At 71.9% G+C, this 25,878-nt stretch carries 19 protein-coding genes; 12 read left to right on the top strand and 7 right to left on the bottom strand.

The window, feature by feature from the left end; all coding sequences use genetic code 11:
• Positions 1–279 precede the first annotated feature (279 nt).
• Positions 280–1,626 (top strand): MATE family efflux transporter, encoded by a 1,347-nt coding sequence (locus ACFVUY_RS01395; RefSeq protein WP_387726609.1) that lies wholly within the window; start codon positions 280–282, stop codon positions 1,624–1,626.
• Positions 1,627–1,723: 97 nt separating this feature from the next.
• On the opposite strand, the gene rplI is transcribed toward ACFVUY_RS01395, so the two are convergent.
• The 4 genes from rplI to rpsF all read right to left on the bottom strand — a co-directional run bounded on the left by rplI (position 1,724) and on the right by rpsF (position 3,499).
• A complete protein-coding gene (gene rplI / locus ACFVUY_RS01390) occupies positions 1,724–2,170 on the bottom strand; it encodes a 50S ribosomal protein L9 (RefSeq protein WP_387691319.1) in 447 nt (148 codons plus the stop codon).
• Between the two features lie 17 nt (positions 2,171–2,187).
• Entirely contained in the window at positions 2,188–2,424 is a 237-nt protein-coding gene (rpsR, locus tag ACFVUY_RS01385) for a 30S ribosomal protein S18 (protein WP_030059640.1), read from the bottom strand.
• Between the two features lie 79 nt (positions 2,425–2,503).
• A complete protein-coding gene (locus tag ACFVUY_RS01380) occupies positions 2,504–3,112 on the bottom strand; it encodes a single-stranded DNA-binding protein (protein ID WP_359909464.1) in 609 nt (202 codons plus the stop codon).
• 96 nt (positions 3,113–3,208) lie between these two features.
• Positions 3,209–3,499, bottom strand: a complete 291-nt coding sequence (rpsF, locus tag ACFVUY_RS01375) for a 30S ribosomal protein S6 (protein WP_188298654.1) — start codon at positions 3,497–3,499, stop codon at positions 3,209–3,211.
• A gap of 322 nt (positions 3,500–3,821) precedes the next feature.
• Here rpsF and ACFVUY_RS01370 point away from each other — a divergent pair, with 322 nt between their 5' ends.
• The 3 genes from ACFVUY_RS01370 (at position 3,822) to ACFVUY_RS01360 (ending at position 6,504) form a co-directional block, all read left to right on the top strand.
• Positions 3,822–4,121 carry a hypothetical protein gene (locus tag ACFVUY_RS01370; RefSeq protein WP_359909468.1) on the top strand — a complete coding sequence of 100 codons (300 nt, stop codon included), beginning with the start codon at positions 3,822–3,824 and terminating at the stop codon, positions 4,119–4,121.
• Positions 4,122–4,337: 216 nt separating this feature from the next.
• Positions 4,338–5,456 (top strand): peptidoglycan bridge formation glycyltransferase FemA/FemB family protein, encoded by a 1,119-nt coding sequence (locus ACFVUY_RS01365; protein WP_359909471.1) that lies wholly within the window; start codon positions 4,338–4,340, stop codon positions 5,454–5,456.
• 13 nt (positions 5,457–5,469) lie between these two features.
• Positions 5,470–6,504, top strand: coding sequence for an alanine racemase (locus ACFVUY_RS01360; protein WP_359909474.1), 1,035 nt, complete (start codon positions 5,470–5,472; stop codon positions 6,502–6,504).
• Between the two features lies 1 nt (position 6,505).
• Here the strand turns inward: ACFVUY_RS01360 and ACFVUY_RS01355 are convergent, their stop codons facing one another.
• Positions 6,506–8,083, bottom strand: coding sequence for a glycosyltransferase family 87 protein (locus tag ACFVUY_RS01355; protein ID WP_387726606.1), 1,578 nt, complete (start codon positions 8,081–8,083; stop codon positions 6,506–6,508).
• Between the two features lie 192 nt (positions 8,084–8,275).
• A complete protein-coding gene (locus tag ACFVUY_RS01350; RefSeq protein ID WP_387726603.1) occupies positions 8,276–10,744 on the bottom strand; it encodes a transglycosylase domain-containing protein in 2,469 nt (822 codons plus the stop codon).
• Between the two features lie 518 nt (positions 10,745–11,262).
• On the opposite strand from ACFVUY_RS01350, the gene ACFVUY_RS01345 reads away from it, so the two are divergent.
• The 5 genes from ACFVUY_RS01345 to ACFVUY_RS01325 all read left to right on the top strand — a co-directional run bounded on the left by ACFVUY_RS01345 (position 11,263) and on the right by ACFVUY_RS01325 (position 16,550).
• Positions 11,263–11,961, top strand: coding sequence for a PadR family transcriptional regulator (locus ACFVUY_RS01345; protein ID WP_359909483.1), 699 nt, complete (start codon positions 11,263–11,265; stop codon positions 11,959–11,961).
• A 126-nt stretch (positions 11,962–12,087) separates the two neighbouring features.
• A complete protein-coding gene (locus tag ACFVUY_RS01340) occupies positions 12,088–13,170 on the top strand; it encodes an inositol-3-phosphate synthase (protein WP_387691310.1) in 1,083 nt (360 codons plus the stop codon).
• 127 nt (positions 13,171–13,297) lie between these two features.
• Positions 13,298–14,620, top strand: a complete 1,323-nt coding sequence (locus ACFVUY_RS01335) for an MFS transporter (protein WP_387691309.1) — start codon at positions 13,298–13,300, stop codon at positions 14,618–14,620.
• Between the two features lie 108 nt (positions 14,621–14,728).
• Positions 14,729–15,409 carry a hypothetical protein gene (locus tag ACFVUY_RS01330; RefSeq protein ID WP_387726600.1) on the top strand — a complete coding sequence of 227 codons (681 nt, stop codon included), beginning with the start codon at positions 14,729–14,731 and terminating at the stop codon, positions 15,407–15,409.
• Positions 15,410–15,446: 37 nt separating this feature from the next.
• Positions 15,447–16,550 (top strand): hypothetical protein, encoded by a 1,104-nt coding sequence (locus tag ACFVUY_RS01325; protein ID WP_387726597.1) that lies wholly within the window; start codon positions 15,447–15,449, stop codon positions 16,548–16,550.
• A 90-nt stretch (positions 16,551–16,640) separates the two neighbouring features.
• Here the strand turns inward: ACFVUY_RS01325 and ACFVUY_RS01320 are convergent, their stop codons facing one another.
• A complete protein-coding gene (locus ACFVUY_RS01320) occupies positions 16,641–18,068 on the bottom strand; it encodes a CCA tRNA nucleotidyltransferase (RefSeq protein ID WP_387727069.1) in 1,428 nt (475 codons plus the stop codon).
• A 367-nt stretch (positions 18,069–18,435) separates the two neighbouring features.
• On the opposite strand from ACFVUY_RS01320, the gene ACFVUY_RS01315 reads away from it, so the two are divergent.
• The 3 genes from ACFVUY_RS01315 (at position 18,436) to ACFVUY_RS01305 (ending at position 25,837) form a co-directional block, all read left to right on the top strand.
• The gene (locus ACFVUY_RS01315) at positions 18,436–21,006 is read left to right on the top strand and encodes a DUF6049 family protein (protein WP_387726594.1); all 2,571 of its coding nucleotides are present in this window, start codon (positions 18,436–18,438) and stop codon (positions 21,004–21,006) included.
• Between the two features lie 58 nt (positions 21,007–21,064).
• Positions 21,065–23,533, top strand: a complete 2,469-nt coding sequence (murJ, locus tag ACFVUY_RS01310) for a murein biosynthesis integral membrane protein MurJ (RefSeq protein WP_387691301.1) — start codon at positions 21,065–21,067, stop codon at positions 23,531–23,533.
• Between the two features lie 303 nt (positions 23,534–23,836).
• Positions 23,837–25,837 (top strand): protein kinase family protein, encoded by a 2,001-nt coding sequence (locus tag ACFVUY_RS01305; protein WP_387726591.1) that lies wholly within the window; start codon positions 23,837–23,839, stop codon positions 25,835–25,837.
• The last annotated feature ends 41 nt before the right edge of the window (positions 25,838–25,878 follow it).

Here is a 25,878-nt window from a genome sequence, read left to right as displayed (position 1 = left end):
GGTTATCCACAGGGGGTGTGGATGACCGGCCCTCTCCTGTGGAGAACTGCCGCAAAGCTGTGGACACCCCTGTGGACGTTCCTGTGGATAACCGGACCATCGATCCACCGTCAACCTGTTGACCTGGGATTACCTCGTTCCGGGCCTGTGCATGAGAAATTCTTCACACACCTCCGAACGGCTGTGGGCACAGAGCGGGCGAACCGCACCGCTCAAGATTTCGAGTAATGGTCACATAGCACTTACATCCATTACCTGTGGATGAGTAGCCTGGAGCCCATGACCGCCTCGCCCACGACCCCGGCCCCGGCCCCCTCGCGACGCCGGCACGACCGGGAGATCCTCGCCCTGGCCGTCCCGGCCTTCGGCGCGCTCGTCGCCGAACCGCTCTTCCTGATGGCCGACTCGGCGATCGTCGGCCACCTCGGCACCCCCCAGCTGGCCGGGGTGGGCGTCGCCTCCGCCGCGCTCTCCACCGCGACCGGCGTGTTCGTCTTCCTCGCCTACGCCACCACCGCGGCGGTCGCCCGCCGGATCGGCGCCGGAGACCGCCGGGGCGCCGTGCAGCAGGGCATCGACGGCATCTGGCTCGCCCTGGGCCTGGCCGTCCCGGTGGTGCTCCTCACCCTGCTGCTGGCCCCCTGGGCGGCCGACGCGCTGGGCGCCTCGGCGACCGCCGCGCCGCACGCGGTGACGTACCTGCGGATCAGCTCCCTGGGCATCCCGGCGATGCTCATGGTGCTGGCCGCCACCGGTGTGCTGCGCGGCCTCCAGGACACCCGCACACCGCTGGTGGTGGCCGTCGCCGGCTTCGCCGCCAACATCGGCCTGAACGTCGGCCTGGTGTACGGCGCCGGGCTCGGGGTGGCCGGGTCGGCCTGGGGCACCGTGCTCGCCCAGACCGGGATGGCCGCCGCCTACCTGGTCGTGGTGGTCCGCGGCGCCCGCCGGGAGGGGGCCTCGCTGCGGCCGGACACGGCGGGCATCCGGGCCAGTGCCAGAGCCGGCGGCCCGCTGCTGGTCCGGACGATCAGCCTGCGCGCGGTGCTGATGACCGCCACCGCGGTGGCCGCCAGGCTCGGCGACGACCAGGTGGCCGCCCACCAGATCACCATGGCGCTGTTCAACTTCCTGGCCTTCGCGCTGGACGCCATCGCGATCGCCGGCCAGGCCATCATCGGCCGCTACCTCGGCGCCTCGGACGCCCCCGGCGCCCGGGCCGCCACCCGGCGGATGGTCGAGTGGGGCATCGTCTCCGGGCTGGTGCTCGGCCTGCTGGTGGTCCTCGCCCGCCCGCTGTACGTCCCGCTGTTCACGCCCGATCCGGCCGTCCGGGCCCAGCTGGACACCGCCCTGCTGCTGCTCGCGCTCACCCAGCCGGTGGCCGGCCTGGTCTTCGTGCTGGACGGCGTGCTGATGGGCGCCGGGGACGGGCCGTACCTGGCGTGGGCGGGGCTCGCGACCCTGGCGGTGTTCGTCCCGGTGGCCCTGGCGGTCCCGGCCACCGGCACCGGACTGGCCGGGCTCTGGTGGGCGATGAACCTGTTCATGCTGCTGCGGGCCGGCTTCCTGGCCTGGCGCGCCCGCGGCGGCAAGTGGCTGGTCACCGGGGCGGTGCGCGGCTGAAACGGCTCCGGACGGGACTCCCGCGGGGGTCCCGTCCGGAAATGACCGAGGGCCGGACTCCCGGAGGAGTCCGGCCCTCGGGCCTTGGCTACGGAGCTCAGGCAGCCACGACGGCGACGTCGAGGTTGGCCACGACGTCCGAGTGCAGCTTGACCGAGACCTTGTGGGAGCCCACGGTCTTGATCGGCGAGGCGATCGCGACGGCGCGCTTGTCCACGGCCGGGCCGCCGGCGGCCTTGATGGCCTCGACGACGTCGGACTGGGTCACCGAGCCGAACAGGCGGCCGGCCTCGCCCGAGCGGACGGCCAGCTTGACCTGGACGCCCTCGAGCTGACCCTTGACCTCGTTGGCGGCCTCGAGGGTCTGGATGGCGTGGATCTTCCGGGCGCGACGGATGGCGTCGACGTCCTTCTGACCACCCTTGGTCCAGCGGATGGCGAAGCCACGCGGGACCAGGTAGTTGCGGGCGTAGCCGTCCTTGACCTCGACGACCTCGCCGGCGGAGCCGAGACCCGGCACCTCGTGCGTGAGGATGATCTTCATTACTTGGTCACCCTCTCTTAGCGCGCGGTGCTGGTGTAGGGCAGCAGCGCCATCTCACGGCTGTTCTTCACGGCCGTGGCGACGTCACGCTGGTGCTGGGTGCAGTTGCCGGTCACCCGACGGGCACGGATCTTTCCGCGGTCGGAGATGTACTTCCGCAGCAGGTTCGTGTCCTTGTAGTCAACGTAGTTGACCTTGTCCTTGCAGAAGACGCAAACCTTCTTCTTCGGCTTGCGAGCAGGCGGCTTCGCCATTGTGTGCTCCATTTGGGGTTCACGGCCCGGCGGGCGTCCGGGGACGCCGGCCGCCGGGCCGCACGAAATCTGTCAGCTCTTAGAACGGGGGCTCTTCCGAGAAACCGCTGCCACCGGACGGGGCACCCCAGCCGCCGCCCTGGTTTCCACCGGACGGGGCGCTGGAGGCCCAGGGGTCGTCGGAGGGACCGGACTGGCCGCCACCGGAGTTTCCACCCCAGTTGCCGCCGCCCTGCTGGCCGCCACCGCCGCCGCCCCAGTTACCGCCGCCCTGCTGGCCGCCACCCTGCTGGCCGCCGAAGCCGCCACCGGGGCCGCCGGACCGGTTGGCCCGGGTGACCTTGGCGGTCGCCGAGCGCAGGCTCGGGCCGACCTCGTCGACCTCGACCTCGAAGACCGTCCGCTTCTCGCCTTCCTTGGTCTCGTAAGACCGCTGGCGCAGTCGGCCCTGCACGATGACGCGCATGCCGCGCTGCAGCGACTCGGCCACGTTCTCCGCCGGCTGCCGCCAGACGTTGCACGTGAGGAAGAGGCTCTCGCCGTCCTTCCACTCGTTCGTCTGACGGTCGAAGGTGCGGGGGGTGGACGCGATGCGGAACTTCGCGACCGCCGCACCCGACGGGGTGAAGCGCAGCTCGGGGTCGTCGACGAGATTGCCGACGAGGGTGATGACGGTCTCGCCTGCCATGGTGGTGATGACCTCTCGGGAAGATGTCCGTTCGTCGCTGTTTCACGTGAAACAGCGGACGCGAGCTACCCGAGACCCGAAGGCCTCAGAGGTGGCTCAGTGGGTGTCCGGGCGCAGGACCTTGGTCCGCAGAACCGACTCGCTCAGGCCCAGCTGGCGGTCGAGCTCCTTGACGACCTCAGGCGTGGCCTTGAGGTCGATGACCGAGTAGATGCCCTCGGACTGCTTGTTGATCTCGTAAGCCAGACGGCGGCGACCCCAGGTGTCGACCTTCTCCACCTTGCCACCCGCGTTGCGGACGACAGCGAGGAAGCTCTCGATCAGGGGGGAGACAGCGCGCTCCTCGACCGAGGGGTCGAGGATGACCATCAGCTCGTAGTGACGCATGAGTAACCCACCTCCTTTGGACTCAGCGGCCACGGTCTCTCCGTGGCAGGAGGGTTGTGCGTAGCGTCGGCACCGGAGCAGTGACGACTCCGGCCCACCGTAGCGGCCGGGTCGGACAATCGGCCCCCTGCTCCACCCGAAAGTGGTCGTCGCCCGGAAGCGGACGCAAAGGGGGCACAACTACACCAGTGCAGACGGCACAGCCTACCTGCACCCGGACGGCCGAACAAAACGCATAGGGGTTGTGAGAGCGACCCAAGCACCGCAATCTGGACGGAACGGGATTCCTGCCCGTTCGTCTCCACGCCAGGAGGTGGGACCCATGGCCCAGTCCGTCCACCGCATGCCCGCCCTCACGCTGAACACCGACGGCCACCCGCACCCCCGCGAGAACACCCTGGTGGGCGTCACCGCCCTGCTGGGCGTGATCGCGTTCACCACCTCGTTCTTCCACAACCTGCACCTGCTGACCTCGTGGACCGGCCTGTTCGGCATCGTCACGGGCCTGTGGGGCATGTTCGTCTCGGTCACCACCGCCGAGCGCTTCGTCCTGATGGTCTCGCTCGGCGCCGCCGCGCTCGGCTTCTACCTCGGCATCGCCCGGGGCGGTCTCTGGGGCTGACCCCTCCCCCGCGCCCGCCCCGCGCCGCCGCCACTGGGACCGAGCCCACAGGGCCCGCCCGGAACCCTCGCCGCCCCCGTCGCGTATCTGCAGAGGAGACAGGTACCCGGCGGGGGCGCCGTCGTGCCCACCACGACGGGTGCGCGAGCCCCGGACGATAGGGTCAAGCCCGAGAACTGGGGCCACCGCAGCCCGACCGACGAGGAGCACCGAGCAATGAGCCTGCGCCTGAGGACGATCACCCGCGAGGAGCACCTCGCCTTCATCAGGAGCCGCGCCTCGGCCAGCCACATGCAGGTGCCGTCGTGGGGTGACGTGAAGGCCGAGTGGCGGTCCGAGTCGATCGGCTGGTTCGACGAGGCCAACCAGCTCGTCGGCGCCGGCCTGGTCCTGTACCGCCAGCTGCCCAAGCTCAAGCGCTACCTCGCCTACCTGCCCGAGGGCCCGGTCATCGACTGGTTCGACCGCGACCTCGACCGCTGGCTCTCCCCGATGCTGGCGCACCTCAAGTCGCAGGGCGCGTTCTCGGTGAAGATGGGCCCGCCGATCGTCATCCGCCGCTGGAACGCCCCCACCATCAAGGAGGCCATCGCCGCCAAGCAGGCCAAGCGGCTGCGCGACGTCGAGGCCGACTGGTACGAGGCCCGCGCCTTCGAGGTGGCCGACCGGCTGCGCAAGGCCGGCTGGCTCCAGGGCGAGGACGGCGGCGCGGGCTTCGGCGACGTCCAGCCCCGCTACGTCTTCCAGGTGCCGCTGGCCAACCGCTCGCTGGACGACATCCACAAGAACTTCAACCAGCTCTGGCGCCGCAACATCAAGAAGGCCGAGAAGAGCGGCGTCGAGGTCGTCCAGGGCGGCTACGACGACCTGCCGATCTTCCACCAGCTCTACCTGGTCACCGCCGAGCGCGACAAGTTCACCCCGCGCCCGCTGGCCTACTTCCAGCGGATGTGGAAGGCCCTCGTGGCCGAGGACCCGAACCGCATGCGGCTCTACATCGCCTACCACCAGGGCGAGCCGCTGGCCGCCACCACGATGCTCGTGGTCGGCGAGCACGTCTGGTACTCCTACGGCGCCTCGGCCAACCACAAGCGCGAGGTCAAGCCGTCCAACGCCATCCAGTGGCGGATGATGCGCGACTCCTACGCCCTCGGCGGCGGGGTGTACGACCTGCGCGGCATCAGTGACACCCTGGACGAGGACGACCACCTGTTCGGTCTGATCCAGTTCAAGGTCGGCACCGGCGGCCAGGCGGCCGAGTACCTCGGCGAGTGGGACTTCCCGCTCAACAAGCTGCTGCACAAGGCCCTCGACCTCTACATGTCCCGCCGCTGAGGAGGCTGCCCCGATGACGCTGTCGCTCTACCTCGACACCGAACGCTGGCGCACCCACCAGCGCTCCGTCCTCGCCGAGTTCCCCGGCCTGGTGCCGGTCGCCAAGGGGAACGGCTACGGCCTGGGCAACCACCGGCTGGCCGAGGAGGCGACGCTGCTGGGCACCGGGGTGCTCGCCGTCGGTACCGCGTACGAGGCGGCCGACGCCGCCGAGTGGTACGGCGGCGAGCTGCTGGTGCTCACCCCGTACCGGGTCGGCGAGGAGGCGCTGCCGCTGCCGCACGCCCGGGTGATCCGGACGGTGGCCAGCGTGGACGCGCTGCGCGCGCTGCACGGCGCCCGGGTGGTGCTGGAGTGCATGACCACCATGCGCCGGCACGGCGTGAGCGCGGACGACCTGCGCACCGTCGCCGCCGAGCTGGAGGGCGTGAGCTTCGAGGGCCTGGCGCTGCACCTGCCGATGGACCGGCCGGACGGCTCCAGCCCCGTCGAGGAGGTCGCGTACTGGGTGGACACCGCCCGGGCGGCCGGCATCCCGGTGCACACGGTGTTCGTCAGCCACCTCGGCGCGGCCGGCCTGGACCAGCTGGCCCAGCGCTACCCGCAGACGGTCTTCCGGGCCCGGATCGGCACCCGGCTCTGGCTGGGCGACCACGCCGCGCTGGAGGTCCGGGCCACCGTCCTGGACGTCACCCAGCTGCGGAAGGGCGACCGCTACGGCTACCGCCAGCACCCGGCGCCCTCCGACGGCCACATCCTGGTGGTCGCCGGCGGCACCGCGCACGGCATCGGCCTGGAGGCGCCCAAGTACGTCCAGAGCATGGGGGCGCGGGCCAAGGGCATCGCCCGGGCCGGCCTGGCGACGGTCAACAAGACCAAGTCGCCGTTCCACTGGGCCGGCAAGCAGCTGTGGTTCGCCGAGCCGCCGCACATGCAGGTCTCGCTGCTGTTCCTGGACGGGGAGACCACGCCCCCCGCGATCGGCGAGGAGCTCGGTCTCCAGGTCCGGCACACCACCACGCACTTCGACCGCGTGGTGGACCGCTGAGCTACGGCTTCTCGGCCGGCTCCGGCAGTTCGGGCTCGTCGAGCCACTGCCCGGGGCCGGCCGGCGCGTACGCGGCGTAGCTCTCCTCCTCGCGCAGCCGACGGGCGGTGCCCAGTACGGACACGTCCGGGGCGTGGTCCAGCACCCCGCCGGAGGGGTCGTCGCTGCCGTCCCAGCGGACCGGGTCGCGGTCCGGGTGGAGGACGTCGCGGACCACCAGGGCGACCAGGTAGAGCGTGCCCAGCAGGTGCAGTCCGATCGCGAAGTGGTACCAGCCCTCGCTGATCCCGTGCTGCTTGGAGCCGGTGACCAGGCCCAGGTGGGACCAGATGCCCAGGGTGTAGAGCACCTCGCAGGCCTGCCAGATCAGGAAGTCCCGCCAGCGCGGCCGGGCCAGCACCGCGAGCGGCAGCAGCCAGAGCGCGTACTGCGGCGAGTACACCTTGTTGGCCAGCACGAAGAGCGCGACCACCAGGAAGGCCAGCTGGGCGAAGCGCGGCCGGCGCGCGGCCGAGAAGCCGAGCCACGCTATGGCCAGGCAGCCCAGCACCATCAGCACGCCGATGTAGACGTCGAGGTCGGCCAGCCCGGCGCCGCGGCGCTGCATCAGGATCAGCCAGAACGAGCCGTAGTCCTCGCCGCGGTGCTTGCTGAACACGTAGAAGGTCGACCAGCCCCGCCAGTTGGCCACCATGATCGGCAGGTTGACCACCAGCCAGGCGCCGACCGCGCCGCCCAGCATCACCCGGAACTCGCGCCACTTGCCGGCCCGCCAGCAGAGCACCAGCAGCGGGCCGATCAGCAGCAGTGGATAGAGCTTGGCCGCGGTGGCCAGACCGATGAAGACACCGGCCCAGCCCGGCCGGGCACCGGCCCACCAGGCCATCGCCACGGCGGCCAGGGCGACCGCGAGCAGGTCCCAGTTGACGGTGCCGTTGAGCAGCAGGACCGGGGCGAGCGCGAACAGCAGCGCGTCCCACGGGCGGCGCCGGTGGGTGCGCGAGAGCGCCACCGCGGCGACCACGGCGCAGGCCATCAGCAGCCCGGCGTTGATCGCCCAGAACCACTGCTCCTGGCTCTGCTGGTCGCCGCCGCCGGGCGTCAGCCAGGCCGCGACCTGCATGAACAGGCCGGTCAGCACCGGGTACTCCAGGTACTGGAGGTCCCCCGAGGAGCCCGGGATGCGGTCCACGTACGGGTGCAGCCCGGCCGCGAAGCCGCGTCCGGAGAACAGGTGCGGGATGTCGCTGTAGCAGGCGTGGATGTACTGCGGCGAGCCCGGCTGGAACCAGGCCTGCTCGTAGCAGGGCAGCTTCTGCACCATGCCGAGCACCGACACCACGATCACCGCGAGCGCCAGGAAGCGCGCCGGGATCCACCAGGAGACGCCGAGCAGCGCACGGCGGCCCGGCGGCCCGCCGAACACCTCGCTGCCGGCCGCCGCCACCGGGTCCTCGTCGGCCGGGACGACCACGGTGTTGACCGGTGGCGCGGCCGTGGCGACGGCTGCCGGGAGGGGCCCTGCGGCGGCGCCGGACCCGACCGGGCCGGCGGTTTCGTCACGATCGCTCGACGTCATGCCGGACATCCTGCCGCACCGATCCCGTCGGGACGAGGAGGCCCCCGCAACGGTCCGCGCCCCCGCCCGGCGGGCGGCCCGCCGGTCGCGACGCGACGGCCGGGCCGGAACGGCGGTGATCCGGACGAAAACGGCGGTGGCGGCCCTCCGAGGAGGACCGCCACCGCCGTTCGGGGTCGAGCCGGGACCGGGCTACTGCCCGGCTGCCGCGCCCTGTTGGCCGCCGCCGGTGCTGCTCGGCGTCGGCTTTCCGCCACCGCCCGGCTTTCCGCCGCCGCCCGGCGACGAGCTGTCCGTCGGTCCCGGGGGCTGCGTCTGGCAGCCGACAAACGGCAGACAGCTGTTGCCCGGGTGCGGGTTCCTGGTGCTCGACGGGCTGGGCTGGTCGCCGGGGCAGTCCACGCCGGGCACGCAGGTCTGGGTGGGCTGCGGCTGCACCGGCGGCTGCGGCGCCTGCGACTGGGGCTGCGCCGGGGCCGTCGGGGTGTCGGCCGTGGTCGGAGTGGCCGCCGCGGAGGCCGTGGACGGCGCACCGGAGGAGTCGACCTCGGTGCCGACCGGCTGCGGGGTCGGGAAGTCCATCTTCTTCTCGTTGGCCAGCGCGGCCTTCATGTACCGGGTGAAGACATCGGTCGGGATGTCACCACCGTGGATGGACTCCTTGCCGCCGGTCCCGTTGAGCGACTGCCGCTCGTGCTTGGTCGGGTCCTCGCGCCACATCGCGACGCTGGTCACCAGCTGCGGGGTGTAGCCGACCCACCAGGCCGACTTGTTCTGGTCGGTGGTACCGGTCTTGCCGGCCACCGGGCGGCCCAGGTCCTTCGTCTTCTTACCGGTACCGTTCACGGCCACGTTCACCAGCACGTCGGTGACGTTGTCGGCGACGGCCGGCTCCAGCGCGACCTTGGGCTCCTTCTTGCCGAAGCCCGGGCGCTCCACGCCGCTCACCTCGACCTTGGTGACCGAGTACGGCTCGGCCTCCTTGCCGCTGGCCGCCAGGGTGCCGTAGGCGGTGGCCATCCGGATCGGGCTGATGGTGGAGGTGCCGAGCGGGAAGGTCGCCGTCTTCGGGTCGGCGAGGCTCTCCTTCTTGACGCCCATCTGCACCGCGATGTCGGCCACGTTCTGGCCGCCGACGTCCTGGTTGAGCTGGACGAAGGGCACGTTGTACGAGTACTGCATGGCCATCCGCAGCGAGACGTAGCCGCGCTTGCCGGAGTCCTCGTTCTTCTGCCGGTACGGCTTGCCGTCGTCTCCGATCACCAGCGAGCCGTCCGCCTTGCGGATCTCGGACATGTCGTCGGCGAGGTAGCGGCTGTCGGCGTTGATCCGCTTCGGCTTGCCCTTGTCGTCCTTCGCGGTCTGCACGCCGGTCTGCATCGCGGTGGCCAGCACGAAGGGCTTGAAGGTCGAGCCGACCTGGACGCCGGTGGCGTCGGCGTTGTTGTCGAAGTGGCCGTTCTCCACGCCGTCGCCGCCGTAGAGGGCGACGATCGCGCCGTCGCCGGGGCGGATGCTGGCGGAGCCGAACTGGATGTTGGTGTCGTTGTCCGGCCGCTTCTGCGGGTTGAGGTTCTCCGACTTGACGGCGTCGACGGCGCTCTTCAGCGCGTCGACCTTGTCCTTCTCGAAGGTGGTGTAGATCTTCAGGCCGCCCCGGTCGATCATCTGCGGGGTGATCGACTTGTCGGTGGCCATCACGTACTTGTTGGCGGTGTCGACCAGGTAGCTGATCTCACCGTTCATGTTGGAGCTGGGCTTCTGCGGGATCGGGTCCGGGAACACGTTGCACTTGGCGCGCTCGTCCGGGGTGATGGCCTTGGTGTCCACCATCTGGTCCAGGATCCAGCTCCACCGGCCCTGGGCCCGTTCCTTGTTGTCCGGGTTGGTGGGGTCGTAGTACGCCGCACCCTTGAGCAGACCGGCCAGCATGGCGCTCTGGCAGACGTTGAGGTCCTTGGCGTCCACCCCGTAGTACGCCTGGGCGGCCGCCTGGGCGCCGTTCGCGCCGCGGCCGAACCAGCTGGTGTTGAGGTAGCCGGTGAGGATCTCGGGCTTCTTCTTCTCCTGATTGATCTTCAGCGTGATGAAGAACTCCTTCACCTTGCGGCTGAGGGTCTGCTCCTGGCTCAGGTAGGCGTTCTTCACGTACTGCTGGGTGATCGTCGAGGCGCCCTGGGTCTCACCCCCCTTCGCCATGTTCCAGACGGCGCGGAGCATGCCCTTGGGGTCGATGCCGCTGTCGGTCTGGAAGCTCTTGTTCTCCGCGGCGATGACGGCGTTCTGGAGGTTGGGGCTGATGTCCTTGAGCTCGACGATCTGACGGTTGGTCTGGCCCTTGCGGGTCATCTCCGTGCTGTCGGCCCAGTAGTAGATCGTGTTCTGGTTCTGCACCAGATCGTTCAGCTCCGGGACCTTGGTGCTCTGGTACAGGTAGAACACCAGGCCGACGAAGCAGCCGAAGACCAGCAGGAAGCCGCTCAGCCACTGCTTCCAGGACGGCAGCCAGCGCCGGATGCCGCTCTTGCCGAACCGCGGGTAGTCGATGAAGCGCTTCTTGCCGGGGCTCGCGGCCACGGCGGCGGAGGCCGCGGCGTCACCGCGCCGGCCGCCGCCCTTGCCCTTCTTCTGGGCAGCCTTGCGCATCTCCGCACGGGTCATCCGGGGCTGTTGTGCGGTCTCCCTCACCCCCGAGGGGCGGCGTCGGCCGACGCCGTCCGAGCTCAGCTCGTCGGGCTCCGACCCACCTCCCCGACGGCCGCCGCCTCCCGGGGGCTGCTGCCCGTCACCGCCCGGGTTGGGCGTCCTTCGCCGTCGCTCGCTCATCTTCCAGCCACTCCTCGCCAGGCGTTTCCAGCCTGAAGGCAGGGTTCACGTCCGATGCCCGCCAACCGCCCTGATCCCGGAGGTGGTCCTCGTGCACACGCGACAGCGTACGCAGCACGGATATACAACTAATCGGACATCAGTTGCCAATGCCCGCAAAACGGCAACAGATCATTACAAGCCCGTTGCCAACCTCACCTGCGCGTCGGCTTGTGATCACATTCACGCGTGCCCCCCTTGCTCGTTCCGAGGGCCGGGTTTACTGTTCTCGATATATCGAGCCGATACATCGAAGCGGAATACCGCCGGATGCGGCGGCCGGACGGACACCGAGAGGGAGGAGGACGAAGGCGATGGGCAGACGCTCAGGAGTGCTGGAGTTCGCCGTCCTCGGACTGCTCCACGACGCCCCGATGCACGGCTACGAGCTGCGCAAGCGGCTGAACATCCTGCTCGGCACGTTCCGGGCGCTCTCCTACGGAACGCTCTACCCCTGCCTGAAGAGCCTGGTCGCCCAGGGCTTCCTGGTCGAGGACAACCCGGACGTCGAGTACGTCCCGGCCACCGCGCTCAACGGCAAGCGGTCCAAGATCGTCTACCGGCTCTCCGCCGAGGGGAAGCAGCGCTTCGAGGAACTGCTCGCCGACTCCGGCCCGGACGCCTGGGAGGACGAGCACTTCGGCGTGCACTTCGCCTTCTTCGGCCAGACCGACCGGGCCGTGCGGATGCGCGTCCTGGAGGGGCGCCGCAGCCGGCTGGAGGAGCGGCTGGAGCGGATGCGCAACTCGCTGGCCCGCGCCCGCGAGCGGTTCGACGACTACACCGTCGAACTCCAGCGGCACGGACTGGAGTCGGTGGAGCGCGAGGTCCGCTGGCTCAACGAGCTGATCGAGACCGAGCGGTCCAACCGCACCGGTCGGACCGGCTCCGACGCCGGCGGCCCCGCCGCCGGCCCCCACAAGACTTCGGACGGCCGTGGCCAGGAGGACGGGTCCCAGGACCCGCCCGGGCCACCGTACGACCGCCCGGGGCGCTCCGCCCAGGAGCGCTGACACCGCGCCAGCCCTGTGCCGCGCGGCAGGATCGGGCGCCTCGCGCCCGTACATGCAGTCATCGAAGAAGCAGGACGAGTTCCGCCGACCCCGGCGGTCCTCATGAGATCACAGGGAGCAACCGGAATGGGTTCGGTTCGCGTAGCCATCGTGGGCGTGGGCAACTGCGCCGCGTCGCTGGTGCAGGGTGTCGAGTACTACAAGGACGCCGACCCGGCCGGCAGGGTCCCCGGGCTGATGCACGTCCAGTTCGGTGACTACCACGTCCGTGACGTGGAGTTCGTCGCCGCCTTCGACGTCGACGCCAAGAAGGTCGGCTTCGACCTGGCCGACGCCATCGGCAACAGCGAGAACAACACCATCAAGATCTGCGACGTGCCGCCGACCGGCGTGACCGTCCAGCGCGGCCACACCCTCGACGGCCTGGGCAAGTACTACCTGGAGACCATCGAGGAGTCGGACGAGGCTCCGGTCGACGTCGTCCAGGTCCTCAAGGACCAGCAGGTCGACGTCCTGGTCTGCTACCTGCCCGTCGGTTCCGAGGCCGCGGCCAAGTTCTACGCCCAGTGCGCCATCGACGCCAAGGTCGCCTTCGTGAACGCCCTGCCGGTGTTCATCGCGGGCACCAAGGAGTGGGCGGACAAGTTCACCGAGGCCGGCGTGCCGATCGTCGGTGACGACATCAAGTCCCAGGTCGGCGCCACCATCACGCACCGCGTGATGGCCAAGCTGTTCGAGGACCGCGGTGTCATCCTCGAGCGCACCATGCAGCTGAACGTCGGCGGCAACATGGACTTCAAGAACATGCTCGAGCGCGAGCGCCTGGAGTCCAAGAAGATCTCCAAGACCCAGGCCGTCACCTCGCAGATCCGCGACCGCGAGCTGGGCGCCAAGAACGTCCACATCGGTCCCTCGGACTACGTGGCCTGGCTGGACGACCGCAAGTGGGCGTACGTCCGCCTGGAGGGTCGCGCGTTCGGCGACGTCCCGCTGAACCTGGAGTACAAGCTGGAGGTCTGGGACTCCCCGAACTCCGCCGGTGTCATCATCGACGCCGTCCGCGCCGCGAAGATCGCCAAGGACCGCGGCATCGGTGGCCCGATCCTGTCGGCCTCCTCGTACTTCATGAAGTCCCCGCCGGTCCAGTACTTCGACGACGAGGCCCGCGAGAACGTCGAGAAGTTCATCCGCGGCGAGGTCGAGCGCTGAGCGGCTGACCGCTCACGGCTCGCACAGCCGTAGGAGGGGCCCACGGTCTTCGGACCGTGGGCCCTTCACGTTCTCGCGGCCAATGTTTCACGTGAAACAGTGGCCGGTTCCATGGCACTCTGGGCGGGTGGCGATCACCGAGAACGGCAGCACCCACCAGTCCGCGCACCGCGCCACGCTCCTGGACCTGCTGAAGGGCCGCGACTTCCGGCGGCTGCTGACCGCCCGGGTGCTCTCCCAGCTCTCGGACGGCGTCTTCCAGGTCTCGCTCGCCGCGTACGTGGTGTTCTCCCCCGAGAAGCAGTCCTCCCCCGCCGACATCGCCTCGGTGCTGGCCGTGATGCTGCTGCCGTTCTCGGTCATCGGCCCGTTCGCCGGTGTGCTGCTGGACCGCTGGCGCCGCCGCCAGGTGCTCTACTTCGGCAACCTGGCCCGCTTCGTGCTGGGCCTGGGCACCGGCGCGCTGCTGCTGGCGCAGGCGCCGACCTGGCTGTTCTTCGCCTCGGCCCTGCTGGTCACCGCGCTCAACCGGTTCATCCTGGCCGGCCTGTCCGCCGCCCTGCCCCGGGTGGTGGAGCAGGACCAGCTGGTCACCGCCAACGCCCTCTCCCCCACCCTCGGGACGGTCGCCGCCGCCTCGGGCGGGGGCATCGGCTTCGCGCTGCACCAGCTGATGGCTCCCGGGCCTCAGGCCGACGCCGCCCTGGTCACGGTGGCCGCGCTGCTCTACCTGTCGGCCGCGCTGGCCGCCCGGCGGATGGACCGCGACCTGCTCGGCCCGGAGCAGCACGAGGGCCGCCCGGCGCTCGGCCAGGCACTGGTCCGGGCCGCCGTCGAACTCGGCGCCGCGGTGCGCCACCTCGTGCGGGACTGCCGGCCCGCCGTGCACGCGCTGGCCGCCGTCACCGCGGCCCGGTTCTGCTACGGCGTGCTGATCGTGGTCGTGGTGATGCTCGCCCGGTACACCTTCAACGACCCGACCGACAGCGCGGCCGGGCTGGTCACCCTCGGCCAGGCGGTGGGTCTGTCCGCCGCCGGGTTCTTCGTCGCCGCGCTGGTCAGCCCCTGGTGCACCCGTCGGCTGGGCCTGGCCGGGTGGATGACGGCCTGCCTGGTCGCCCCCGTGGCCTTCGTCCCCGCCCTGGGCCTGAGCTTCACCCTGGTGCCCTGCCTGATCGCCGCCCTGCTGCTCGGGGTGGTCACCCAGGGCACCAAGATCTGCGCCGACACGGCGGTGCAGGAGTCGGTCGAGGACGAGTACCGCGGCCGGGTCTTCGCCATCTACGACGTGCTGTTCAACGTCGCCTTCGTGGCCGCCGCCCTGGTCACGGCGCTGGTGCTGCCGCTGTCCGGCCGCTCGGTCGCGGTGGTGCTGGGGGTCGCCGGGGTATACGCCCTGACGGCGGTCCTCTACCTGCGCGCCGCCCGCCGGAGCCCGCTCCCCCGGTGACCAGGCCTCCTGGGAACCCTCGGGACTCGCGGCCGACGGCGTCCGACCGACTCGCCAAGGTACTCGAACCTGTCGGATCGACAGAACTCCGTCTCGGGGGACGAACTGATGAGCACACCGCCGAATCCGTACGGCCCGGCCCCGGTGGGGCCGCCCGTCGCCACGCCGTACGGGGCACCGCCTCCCCCGCCGGCCGCGCCGTACGGACCGCCGCCGGCCTACGGGCAGCCCGCGCCGCCGGCCCCGCCCGGCTACGGCCCGCCGCCCGGGTACGGACAGCCGCCCGCCTACGGGCAGCAGCAGCCCGGCCAACCGCCCTACGGACAGCAGCCGTACGGACAGCCGGCCCCCGGACCGTATGGGCAGCAGCCGCCCGCCGGACCGTACGGCCCGCCCCAGCCCGCCCCGGCGGTGCCGCCCGCGCCGGCCGCCAAGCGCGGCATCCGGTCCAAGCTGCGGATCGTCGGGCTGGTCGGCGGCTGCGTGGCGCTGGCCGTGGGCTACTTCGTGGCCGGGCCGAGCGTCAGCAGCGCCAAGCCCGGGGACTGTGTGCGGGCGAGCGGCTCCCGCGACGTCGAAATCGTCAAGTGCACTGACAGCAAAGCGAATTACCGCGTTCTGTCGAAGTTCGAGGGCACCACGGACGTGACCCGCTGCAAGCAGACGCCGCAGACCACGAGCTCGGTCTCGGGCAAGAGCGGCCGCCGCTGGAACAAGAAGCGGTACGTGCTCTGCCTCGGCCCGCTGGCGCCCGCCACCACCGGCGTCCCGCCGGTGAAGAAGTCCTGACCTCTTCCACCTCTCCTTTCCTTCCCGGGGGACCCCCTTGTCCGCTCCGCCTCCGCCTCCACCGCAGATGCCGTACGGCCCGCCACCGGGCGACGGCAACCCGTACGCCTCCGGCGGCTCCTACGGCGCACCGCCCCCACCGCCGCCGGCGCCCGGATACGGCGCACCGCCCCCACCGCCGCCGGCGCCCGAATACGGCGCACCGCCGCCGGCGCCCGGATACGGCTACCCGAGCGCCCCGCCGCCGCCCGAGCAGCCGTACGGCGTCCAGCCCCCGCCGGACGGCTACGGCTACGGGTACCCGCCGCCGCCGCCGACGGACGGGACCACCTGCCGGTTCTGCGGCGGCTACCCGGCGGTGAACGCCACCGTCCGCGGCCACCAGGGCCTGATCATCGCCTACCGGATGCTGCGGATGACCGGCCCGTTCTGCCGCACCTGCGGAACGGCGACGGTGCGCGACATGTCGGCCCGGACGCTGGTCCAGGGCTGGTGGAGCCTGGTGTCCTGGCTGCTGACCCCGATCACGCTGCTGCTGAACCTCGGCCCGCACAACAAGTTCAAGCAGTTGCCGCCGCCCGTCCCGGGCAGCCACGGCCCCCAGCTGAACCCGGGCGTTCCGCTGACCGGCCGGCCGCACATCGCGATGCTGCTGGTGCCGGTCTCGCTGGCGGTCACCGTGGCCCTGGCCGCGACCGGGGTGCTCGGCCCGAAGAAGGTCGACCCGGTCGCCGACCCGACGCCGTCCCCCACCGTGCTGACCTTCTCGCCCATGCCGCTGCCGAAGCCGACCTACACGTCACCGGTCATCCCCGCGCCGACCTTCACGCTGCCGGTCCCGACGCTGACGTTCCCGCCGGTCACCACGCCGACCGACTCGGACAGCAAGGTGGACGCGGCCAACCCCGGCGACTGCCTGCGCAACGCGAACGGCACCAGCGAGACCACCGACACCCACCCGAAGATCACCGTGGTGCCCTGCACCGACACCAAGGCGCAGTACAAGATCGTCTTCAAGTACCTCGCCACCTCCGACGAGAAGGTCTGCGAGAAGCAGCCGAAGTCGGACAGCTGGTACACCAGCAAGCACCCCAACCTCCCGGCCCTGGACTACGTGCTCTGCCTGAAGCAGCTCAAGTAGCCCGGTACGGAGGAGGGGTGGCCCCGGCCGAGTGCCGGGGCCACCCCTCCCGCCGTGTCCGGCGCCGTGTCCGGAGATCCGGATCCGGGCTCAGCCCTGCTGCTGCTCGGCCCACCAGGCCCGCAGTGCCCCGACCGCCTCGTCGTGCTCCATCGGGCCGTGCTCCAGCCGGAGTTCGAGCATGTGCTTGTACGCCTTGCCGACCTGCGGGCCGGGCTTGAGGCCGAGCAGCTCCATGATCTGGTTGCCGTCCAGCGCCGGGCGGACGGCGTCCAGCTCCTCCCGCGCCCTCAGCTCGTCGATCCGGGTCTCCAGACCGTCGTAGGTGCGGGAGAGCGCGGCCGCCTTCTTCTTGTTGCGGGTGGTGCAGTCGGAGCGGGTCAGCTTGTGCAGGCGCTCCAGCAGCGGCCCCGCGTCGGTGACGTAGCGGCGCACCGCCGAGTCGGTCCACTCGCCGCCGCCGTAGCCGTGGAAGCGCAGGTGCAGCTCGACCAGGCGCGAGACGTCCTCGATGAGCTCCTTGGAGTACTTGAGCTCCCGCATCCGCTTGCGGGTCATCTTGGCGCCGACCACCTCGTGGTGGTGGAAGGAGACCCGGCCGTCCGACTCGAAGCGGCGGGTGCGCGGCTTGCCGATGTCGTGCAGCAGCGCGGCGAGCCGCAGGGTGAGGTCCGGGCCGTCCTGCTCCAGGTCGACGGCCTGCTCCAGGACGGTCAGCGAGTGCTCGTAGACGTCCTTGTGCCGGTGGTGCTCGTCCCGCTCCAGCTGCAGCGCGGGGAGCTCGGGCAGCACGTACCCGGCCAGGCCGGTGTCGACCAGCAGCCGCAGGCCCTTCACCGGGTGCTTGGCCAGCAGCAGCTTGTTCAGCTCGGCCTGGATCCGCTCGGCGGAGACGATGGTGAGCCGCTCGGCCATCGCGGTCATCGCGGCGACCACCTCGGGCGCCGGGTCGAAGTCCAGCTGGGCGGCGAAGCGGGCGGCCCGCATCATCCGCAGCGGGTCGTCGGAGAAGGACTCCTCGGGGGTGGCGGGGGTGCGCAGCACCCGGGCCTCCAGGTCCTCCAGACCGTGGTGCGGGTCGACGAAGCCGCGGCCGGGCAGGTCGACGGCCATCGCGTTGACGGTGAAGTCCCGGCGGACCAGGTCCTCCCCGATGGTGTCGCCGTAGCTGACCTCGGGCTTGCGCGAGGTGCGGTCGTACGCCTCTGAGCGGTAGGTGGTGATCTCGATCAGGAAGGAACCCTCGGGGGTGTCCTTGCGGGCGCCGACCGTGCCGAAGGCGATGCCGACGTCCCAGACCGCGTCCGCCCAGCCCTTGACCAGCTTGAGCACCTGCTGCGGGCGGGCGTCGGTGGTGAAGTCCAGGTCGTTGCCGAGCCGGCCGAGCAGCGCGTCCCGGACGGACCCGCCGACCAGCGCCAGCCGGTGACCGGCCGCCTGGAACCGGCGGGCGATCTCGTCGGCGACCGGCGACACCCGCAGCAGCTCTTGGAGGCCGAGGGTCTGGGCCTCGCTCAGGCCTGGTACGACCTGGACGGCGGTGCTGGAGGGGTCGGTGTGCGCGGTGGGCTCATTGGCAGTGGACACGGCTCACAAGGGTACGTGCCCCGACAGGTCAACCGCCCGCGCGTTCTGGGCGTCTCACCCCACAGCCCGCAACACTGCGCCGCGGGCTGCATCGTTACCATGCCGGTGGACGAGTCTCGGGCACCGGACGGGGGATGCGGTGCCGCGCGCCGCCGCCGTCCGCGGGAACCCCCGCGGCAGCGGTGCGGCGACGGCGTCGGGCGGAGCGATCCAAGAAAGTCAAGCGAAGACCGTCGGGCGGACCGCGCCGGACGACAGCATCAGCAGCGAACGATCGAGAACGGCGAGGGCGAAGCGAGTGAGTGAGCCGGCACGGCACTCGGGCCTGGGGACGCACCGACAGCCTGGAGGGGCCGAGCGCCCCGCCGAGGGGCGTCATCCGGCCCGCCGGACGCGCCGGGCGGGCGCGCGCCTGGCCGCCGCCTGCGCGGCCGCCCTGACCCTCTTCACGGCCACCCCGGCCGGCGCGCTGCCCACCGGCGGCAACGTCCGGCCGGCCGCGGACTCCACCGTCACGGCCGAGTACCCGGTGGTGATGACCATCGACACGCTCAGCCCGCAGGTGGCCACCCCGAACGGCATCGTGACGATCACCGGACACGTCACCAACGCCGGCAAGTCGGCGGTCAAGGGCGCCCACGCGGCCGTCCGCAAGCCGTACTCCAACAAGCCGCTGGACCGGCGCAGCGACCTGGCCAACGTGGCCGACCGCTCCACGCCGGACGGCAAGGACGGCACCGAGCTGGACACCCCCCAGTACGCCCTGCCGGAGCTGAACCCGGGGCAGAGCCAGCCGTACACGCTGAGCGTCGCGGTGAGCGACCTCGGGCTGTCCGCGAGCGGCGCGTACGAGCTCGCGGTGGACGCCTGGGGTGGGACCGCCGACAACCCGCGCGACCGCCCCCTGGGCATCGCCCGGACCTTCCTGCCGTACAACCCGGGCGGCGCCGAGGCGCAGCCGACGAAGGTCGCCACGGTCTGGCCGCTGGTGCACGCGCCGGTGGTGGCCGCCCAGACCACCACCGACAGCAACGACCAGCCCGTCTCGGTGCTGCGCGACGACAGCCTGGCCACCGAGTTCGCCCCGGGCGGCCGGCTGTACGAGCTGGTCGACACCGGCGCCAAGCTGAACGGCCTGACCTGGGTGATCGACCCGGACCTGCTGGACGCCGCGCTCGCGATGACCAAGACCTACCGGGTGCAGAAGCCGGGCACCGAGGGGTCGGGCAAGTCCGTCAAGGACGACAACACCGTCCAGATGCAGCCCTCGGCCGCCGCCGTCGCCTGGCTGGACAAGCTGCGGGCCGCCGTCGCCAAGCCGGGCACCCAGGTGGTCTCGCTGCCGTACGCCGACCCGGACCTCGCCTCGATCGCCCACAACGGCTCCGACCTGACCGGGATGACCACCGCGCTGAGCAAGGCGGCCACCGCCGGCCGGCTGACCGTCGAGGGCCGGCTCGCCGTGGACACCCGGTCGGACGTCGCCTGGCCGTTCCAGGGCTACCTCGACCAGCAGATCGCCTCCCTCGCCCAGCAGTCGGGCAGCGGGCTGGTGCTGGTCAACGGCGCGAGCATGCCGGAGGCGGACTCGCTCAACTACACCCCGACCGCCGTCCGCCCGATCGGCGGCGGGCAGAGCGCCGTGGTGGCCGACGAGACCGTCTCCGCGCTCTTCGACAAGGACCTGAGCAGCCCGCAGGCGCAGACCGACGCCACCCAGCGCTTCCTCGCCGAGACCTTCGCGATCACCCACGAGCAGCCGCAGAACCAGCGCGGACTGCTGGTCCTGCCCCCGCGCGAACTGAGCGTCGCCGGCGCCAAGGCGCTGGCGAGCGCCCTGCAGACGGCGGACGGCAAGTGGATCTCCTCGGTCAAGCTGGACGCGGTGGCCCAGTCCGCGGCCGACCCGAAGGCGAACACCGCCGTCCCGGCGCCCACCGACTACCCGACCCAGGCCCGCGCCTCGGAGCTGCCCGCGGCCGACCTGAGCCGCACCGACGACATCCAGCACGACCTGGACACCCTGATGCGGGTGCTCACCCTGCCGCAGCGGGTGCGCGGCCCGTTCAGCGCCGCGATGGTCCGCTCGCTGTCCACCGAGTGGCGCAGCCAGCCGCCGGCCGGGAGCACCTACCGCGCCGGCGTCACGAAGTACCTGAAGGAGCTGACCAGCGCCGTCCAGGTGCCGAAGAAGAACGTCGTCACCCTGGCCGGCAACACCGGTCTGCTCCAGGTCAGCGTCCGCAACGACCTGACCCAGACGGTCACCAACCTGAAGCTGGTGCTCACCTCGGCCCAGCCGAACAGGCTGCGGGTGAGCAAGGAGGAGGAGCTGGTCCTCCCGGCGTCGCAGAGCGTGACCCTGCGCTTCAACGCCGAGGCGCACAACAACGGGACGGTCGCGATGACCGCCCAGCTGTGGACCACCGGCCCCGACTCCCGGCCGTACGGCGACCCCCAGCAGTTCAAGGTCGAGGTCACCTCGGTGACCAACGGGGTGCTGTACATCTTCGCGGGCGCCGGCGTCCTGCTGCTGCTGGCCGCGCTGCGCTTCGTGCGCCAGCGCAAGCGGCGCGGCGGGCAGCCGCACGAGGACGGCGACCAGCCGGTCGGGGACGCCCCGGCGGCGGACGGCACCGGAGCGCGGGACACGGCGGAGGACACGGCGGACGGCGTCTCGGAGGGCACGGCGGAGGGCGCCTCGGAGGCCACGGCGCAGGACTCCACCGCGGATCGCGCCGGGGCCGCCGAACCGGACCGGGCCGGCGGAACGGACGACACCCGAGGTGACGGTCCCGCGCAGACACCGCGCGGCAGCAGCCCGGATGGCCGGGATCGGGCCGCCGGTGATGAGAAGGTTGGTCCTTGATACCGCCGACCCCCCGCACCGCCGGGCCGGCCTCCCCCCACGACAGCGAAGAGGTGACATGACCGGGCGCAGCGAGGAGCGGCCGTCGGGCCGCGGTGAGAGCCGGCCGGGCGCCGAGTCGCCGTCCGGCGACTGGTACGTGGCCGACACCTACGCCCAGGACCCGTACGCGGCGGACGCGTACGGGCACCCGCAGGACGGCCAGGACCCGTACGGTCTGCAGGCCGGTCGGCCCGTCGCGCCCCAGCCGCCGGTCGCCGCGTACGACGTGCCGCCGCAGCTGCCGCCGCAGGGCGGCGGCTACCCGACGCCGGTGCCGCCGACCCCGTACCAGGCCCAGCAGCAGTTCGCGGCCCCGGTGCCGCCGGTGCAGCCCGGCTGGGACACCCCGGTGCAGGGCGCCTGGCCGCAGCAGCCGGCCCCGGCGCAGGCCGCCGGTGGCCACTGGGGCGGCGTCGAGCAGCCCCGGCCGCAGTGGGAGCCGGGCCCGGCGCACTCCGCCTGGGACACCGAGACCACCGAGTACGTCGGGGTGGACGCCCTGTTCGGCGGCCGCCCGGCGCAGGCCGCGGCCCAGCCGCCGGTCCCGCAGCCCGCCCCGGCCCCGCAGCCGGTCCAGCCGACCGCCCCTCCGGTCGGCCCCGCCCCGTACCCGCCGGCGGGCGGCTACCCGGGTCAGCCGCAGCACGGCGGCGCTCCGGGCGGGCAGCAGCACTTCGTGCCGCCGATCGAGTTCGACCCGCCGCTCTCCGAGGAGGAGGCCACCAGGCAGGTGGCCGCCGTCGCGGTGCCCCCGGCCGTCGAACCGCTGTCCGACATCGTCGCCGAGGAGCAGGCCGCCCAGCAGGCGCCCGCCGCCGAACCCGCCCAGGCGGCCGGTGGCGGCAAGGTCGCCAGCCTGCTGAACTCCAGCGCGATCATGGCGGCCGGCACGCTGGTCTCCCGCGGCACCGGCTTCGTCCGGACCATGGTGATCACCGCGGCCATCGGTGTCGGCGTGATGGGTGACTCCTACAACGCGGCGAACACCCTGCCGACCCTGCTGTACATCCTGATCGGCGGCGGCGCGCTGAACGCGGTCTTCGTGCCGCAGCTGGTGCGCAGCATGAAGAACGACGAGGACGGCGGCACCGCGTACGCCAGCCGGCTGCTCACCCTGGTGATGGTCGGGCTCGGCGGCGTGGTCTTCCTGGCGGTGCTCGGGGCGCCCGTGCTGGTGCAGCTGATCGCCCACCCGATGATGGCCAACCCGGAGCGCGCCGACACCACGGTGGCGATGGCCCGCTTCTGCCTGCCGAGCATCTTCTTCATGGGCATCCACGTGGTGATGGGCCAGATCCTCAACGCCCGCGGCCGCTTCGGCGCGATGATGTGGACCCCGGTCCTGAACAACATCGTGGTGATCTTCACCTTCTCCGCCTACATCTGGGTCTACGGCGGCTTCGGCACCACCCACGTCACCCCGGAGGGCATCTCCCCCGAGGGCGTGCGGCTGCTCGGCCTCGGCACCCTGATCGGTCTGGTCGTCCAGTCGCTGGCGATGATCCCGTACCTGCGGGCCGCCGAGTTCCGCTTCCGGCCCCGCTTCGACTGGCGCGGTCACGGCCTGGGCAAGGCCGCCCGACTGGCCAAGTGGACGTTCTTCTTCGTGCTCGCCAACCAGGCCGGCTACCTGGTGATCACCCAGCTGTCCACCAAGGCGGGCGACGCCGCGGCGGCGGCCGGCCACGGCGGCGTCGGCCTGGCCGCGTTCTCCAACGCGCTGCTGATCTGGCAGCTCCCGCAGGCCGTGATCACCGTCTCGATCATGAGCGCGGTGCTCCCCCGGCTCTCCCGGGCGGCGGCCGACGAGGACGCCGGCGCCGTGCGCGACGACATCTCCTACGGTCTGCGCACCACCGCGGTGGCGGTCGTCCCGGCGGCCTTCCTGTTCCTGTCGCTGGGCCCGGTGATCGGCCGGGCGATCTACGCGGTCGGCGGCAACGACACCGTCCTTAACGACGCCACCAACGTCGGTCTGATGCTCTCCGCGTTCGCCCTGGGCCTGATCCCGTACTCCGCCCAGTACGTGATGCTGCGCGGCTTCTACGCCTACGAGGACACCCGCACGCCGTTCTCCAACACCGTCTGGGTCGCGGCCTGCCAGGCCGGCTTCGCCCTGCTGTGCTGGCTGGTGCTGCCCGCCGAGTGGACGGTGGTCGGCCTCGCCTTCGGCTACGGCCTCGCCTACGCCGTCGGGGTGACGGTCGCGATGCCGAAGCTGAAGAAGCGGATCGGCGGGCTGGACACCAAGCGGATCGGCAGGACGTACAGCCGGCTGGCCGCCGCCTGCGTCCCGGCCGCCCTGGTCGGCCTCGGCGCCAGCCTGGGGGTCCAGCAGGTGCTCGGCGGCTGGCCGGGCAGCGTGGCGGCCCTGGTCGTGGCCGGCGGCCTCCAGCTGGCGGTCTTCGTGCTCATCGCGAAGCGCCTGCGGATCGAGGAACTGAACGCCATGCTGGGCATGGTCCGCGGCCGGCTGGGCCGCTGACCGTCCGACCACCGGCCGGACGAGCGGGCGCCCTGACCGGGCGTCAACCGGAGCGAGACGCTCCTCCGCTCGTCCGGCCGAGTGCTGGGGCACCGGTCGGTTCGGGTCCGCCCGACCGCCGGATGGCGACCCGGTGTCGAATCTGCACCACATCTCTCCACCCGCGTGCAACCGAGCGGACGTCTCAGCGGTCGTACCCGGTGGAGAAGAGTGGGCACAATTGTCCTGGAGCACAGGGCCGCCGACCCCCGGGCTCCAGCGAATCTCTCAGGCCGGGGCTACACAAGGGGAGGCAGGACCACGGTGGCTGATGGCACCAAGGCCGTCGTCGACACGTCAGCAGCTGACGCGGCGACGGACGAGGCCGCACTGGCCGCGGCGATCGACGAGCTCACGGGCTCGCAGGACGCCGGCGGGAGCACCTCCGCGGACGCCCGCGAGGGCACCACCACCGCTGCCGCCGCCCCCGGGCGCACCGACGCGGACAAGGACAAGGACAAGGACGGGAACGAGGACGAGGACGCGGGCGGGCACGACGCACCGGCCGCAGGACCGGGCACCCCCGCCGGCGAGGAGACCTCGGAGATCACCGCACCGCTCTCCGTGCAGGAGCTCCGCGCCGAACTGGCCGCCGGCTCCCCCCGGAAGAAGCCCGCCGACGAACCGGCCCGCCCGGCGCGCCGCCCCACCGACCCGCAGCCCACGGTCGACCCGCGCGACACCGCCACCCTCCCGCGCACCCTCCCCGCCCCGCAGCGCCGCAGCGGCGACATGATCGGCCACCGGTACCGGCTGGAGGAGTGCATCTCCCAGACCGAGACCTTCAGCAGCTGGCGCGCCGTCGACGAGAAGCTGCGCCGGGCCGTCGGCGTCCACCTGATGGCCTCCGGCCACCAGCGGGCCCGCAAGGTGGTGGCGGCCGCCAAGTCCGCCGCGCTGCTCGGCGACCCCCGCTTCGTCCAGGTCCTCGACGCCGTCCACGAGGGCGAACTGGTCTACGTCGTCCGGGAGTGGCTGCCGCACTCCTCCGACCTGGCCAGGCTGCTCGCCAACGGCCCGATGGAGCCGCACGAGGCGTACCAGATGGTCCGCCAGGTCGCCGACGCCGTCGCGGCCGCCCACCGGCGCGGCCAGGCCCACCTGCGGCTCACCCCGCGCTGCGTGCTGCGCACCGACAGCGGCCAGTACCGGATCAACGGCATCGCGGTGGACGCCGCCCTGCGCGGGCTGCCCGCCGAGGACGCCGAGGACGCCCAGCGGGCGGACACCCGCGCGATCGGCGCACTGCTGTTCGCCGCGCTCACCCACCGCTGGCCGTACCCGGAGGACCGCTACGACCTCCAGGGCCTGCCCAAGGGCCTCCAGAACGCCGCGCCGGACCAGGTCCGCGCCGGGGTCCACAAGGGCCTGTCCGAGCTCGCCGCGCGGGCCCTGTTCGACCAGCCGCCGCACCACGCCCAGCCGATCACCACGCCGGAGGAGCTGGTCCGGGCGATCGCGCAGATGCCCCGGATCCGCCAGCCCGAACCGGAGCTTCCCGCCTTCCCGGCCCCGCCCCGGCACAACACCCACGCGCTGCCCACCGCGCCCAACCCGACCCGGGTCGCCGACACCACCGTCGCCCCGCTGCCGGCCTCCTCCCGCCCGGCCTCCTCCCGGCGCGCCAGGCGGCGGCTGCGCCGGGTCGTCAAGGCCACCGCGTGGACGGTCGCACTGGGGGCGATCGGCGTCGCCTCCTGGCAGTTCGTCGACAGCCTGCGGCACACCGGGTCGGCCACCGCGTCCACCGCCCCCTCGACCAGCAGCACCGCGCCGAGCCCGCAGGCCAGCACCCACAACCCGGTGACGCTCGCCATCAAGGACGCGCAGTCCTACAACCCCCTGGGCGACGGCCCCGAGGGCACCGAGAGCATCGGGAAGGCCATCGACGGCGACCTGAGCACCTCGTGGACCACCGGCTGGTACGTCGACCAGTTCGGCGCCAAGCCGCCCGCGCTGAAGTCGGGCACCGGCCTGCTGATCGACCTCGGCTCCGCGCAGCCGGTCTCCTCGGTGAACGTCCAGTTCTCCGGCGGCGAGCAGTCCGCGGAGCTGCGGCTGCCCACCCCGGCCGTCGGCGCCAACCCGCTGCAGGCCAAGCCGGACGCCTTCACCGTCGTCGGGAAGAAGACCGGGAGCAACGTCGAGTACACCCTCGACTCCCCGGTCACCACGCGGTACCTCTTGATCTGGCTGACCGGTCTGACGAAGGATACCGACGGCAGGTTCCGCGGCCACGTCGCCGAGGTGAAGGTCTCCGGCTGATCCGACGACCGCGGACGCGGTACGGACCGGCGGCCGGGAGG

It is taken from the genome of Kitasatospora sp. NPDC058063 (assembly GCF_042885395.1).
Taxonomy (GTDB): domain Bacteria; phylum Actinomycetota; class Actinomycetes; order Streptomycetales; family Streptomycetaceae; genus Kitasatospora; species Kitasatospora lactacystinica.
This window is presented reverse-complemented; position numbering and strand designations above follow the sequence as displayed.

Coding starts and splice junctions, on each gene's coding strand:
- ACFVUY_RS01395 (WP_387726609.1), top strand. CDS start 280: ATGACCGCCTCGCCCACGACCCCGGCCCCGGCCCCCTCGCGACGCCGG.
- rplI (WP_387691319.1), bottom strand. CDS start 2,170: ATGAAGATCATCCTCACGCACGAGGTGCCGGGTCTCGGCTCCGCCGGC.
- rpsR (WP_030059640.1), bottom strand. CDS start 2,424: ATGGCGAAGCCGCCTGCTCGCAAGCCGAAGAAGAAGGTTTGCGTCTTC.
- ACFVUY_RS01380 (WP_359909464.1), bottom strand. CDS start 3,112: ATGGCAGGCGAGACCGTCATCACCCTCGTCGGCAATCTCGTCGACGAC.
- rpsF (WP_188298654.1), bottom strand. CDS start 3,499: ATGCGTCACTACGAGCTGATGGTCATCCTCGACCCCTCGGTCGAGGAG.
- ACFVUY_RS01370 (WP_359909468.1), top strand. CDS start 3,822: ATGGCCCAGTCCGTCCACCGCATGCCCGCCCTCACGCTGAACACCGAC.
- ACFVUY_RS01365 (WP_359909471.1), top strand. CDS start 4,338: ATGAGCCTGCGCCTGAGGACGATCACCCGCGAGGAGCACCTCGCCTTC.
- ACFVUY_RS01360 (WP_359909474.1), top strand. CDS start 5,470: ATGACGCTGTCGCTCTACCTCGACACCGAACGCTGGCGCACCCACCAG.
- ACFVUY_RS01355 (WP_387726606.1), bottom strand. CDS start 8,083: ATGACGTCGAGCGATCGTGACGAAACCGCCGGCCCGGTCGGGTCCGGC.
- ACFVUY_RS01350 (WP_387726603.1), bottom strand. CDS start 10,744: ATGACCCGTGCGGAGATGCGCAAGGCTGCCCAGAAGAAGGGCAAGGGC.
- ACFVUY_RS01345 (WP_359909483.1), top strand. CDS start 11,263: ATGGGCAGACGCTCAGGAGTGCTGGAGTTCGCCGTCCTCGGACTGCTC.
- ACFVUY_RS01340 (WP_387691310.1), top strand. CDS start 12,088: ATGGGTTCGGTTCGCGTAGCCATCGTGGGCGTGGGCAACTGCGCCGCG.
- ACFVUY_RS01330 (WP_387726600.1), top strand. CDS start 14,729: ATGAGCACACCGCCGAATCCGTACGGCCCGGCCCCGGTGGGGCCGCCC.
- murJ (WP_387691301.1), top strand. CDS start 21,065: ATGACCGGGCGCAGCGAGGAGCGGCCGTCGGGCCGCGGTGAGAGCCGG.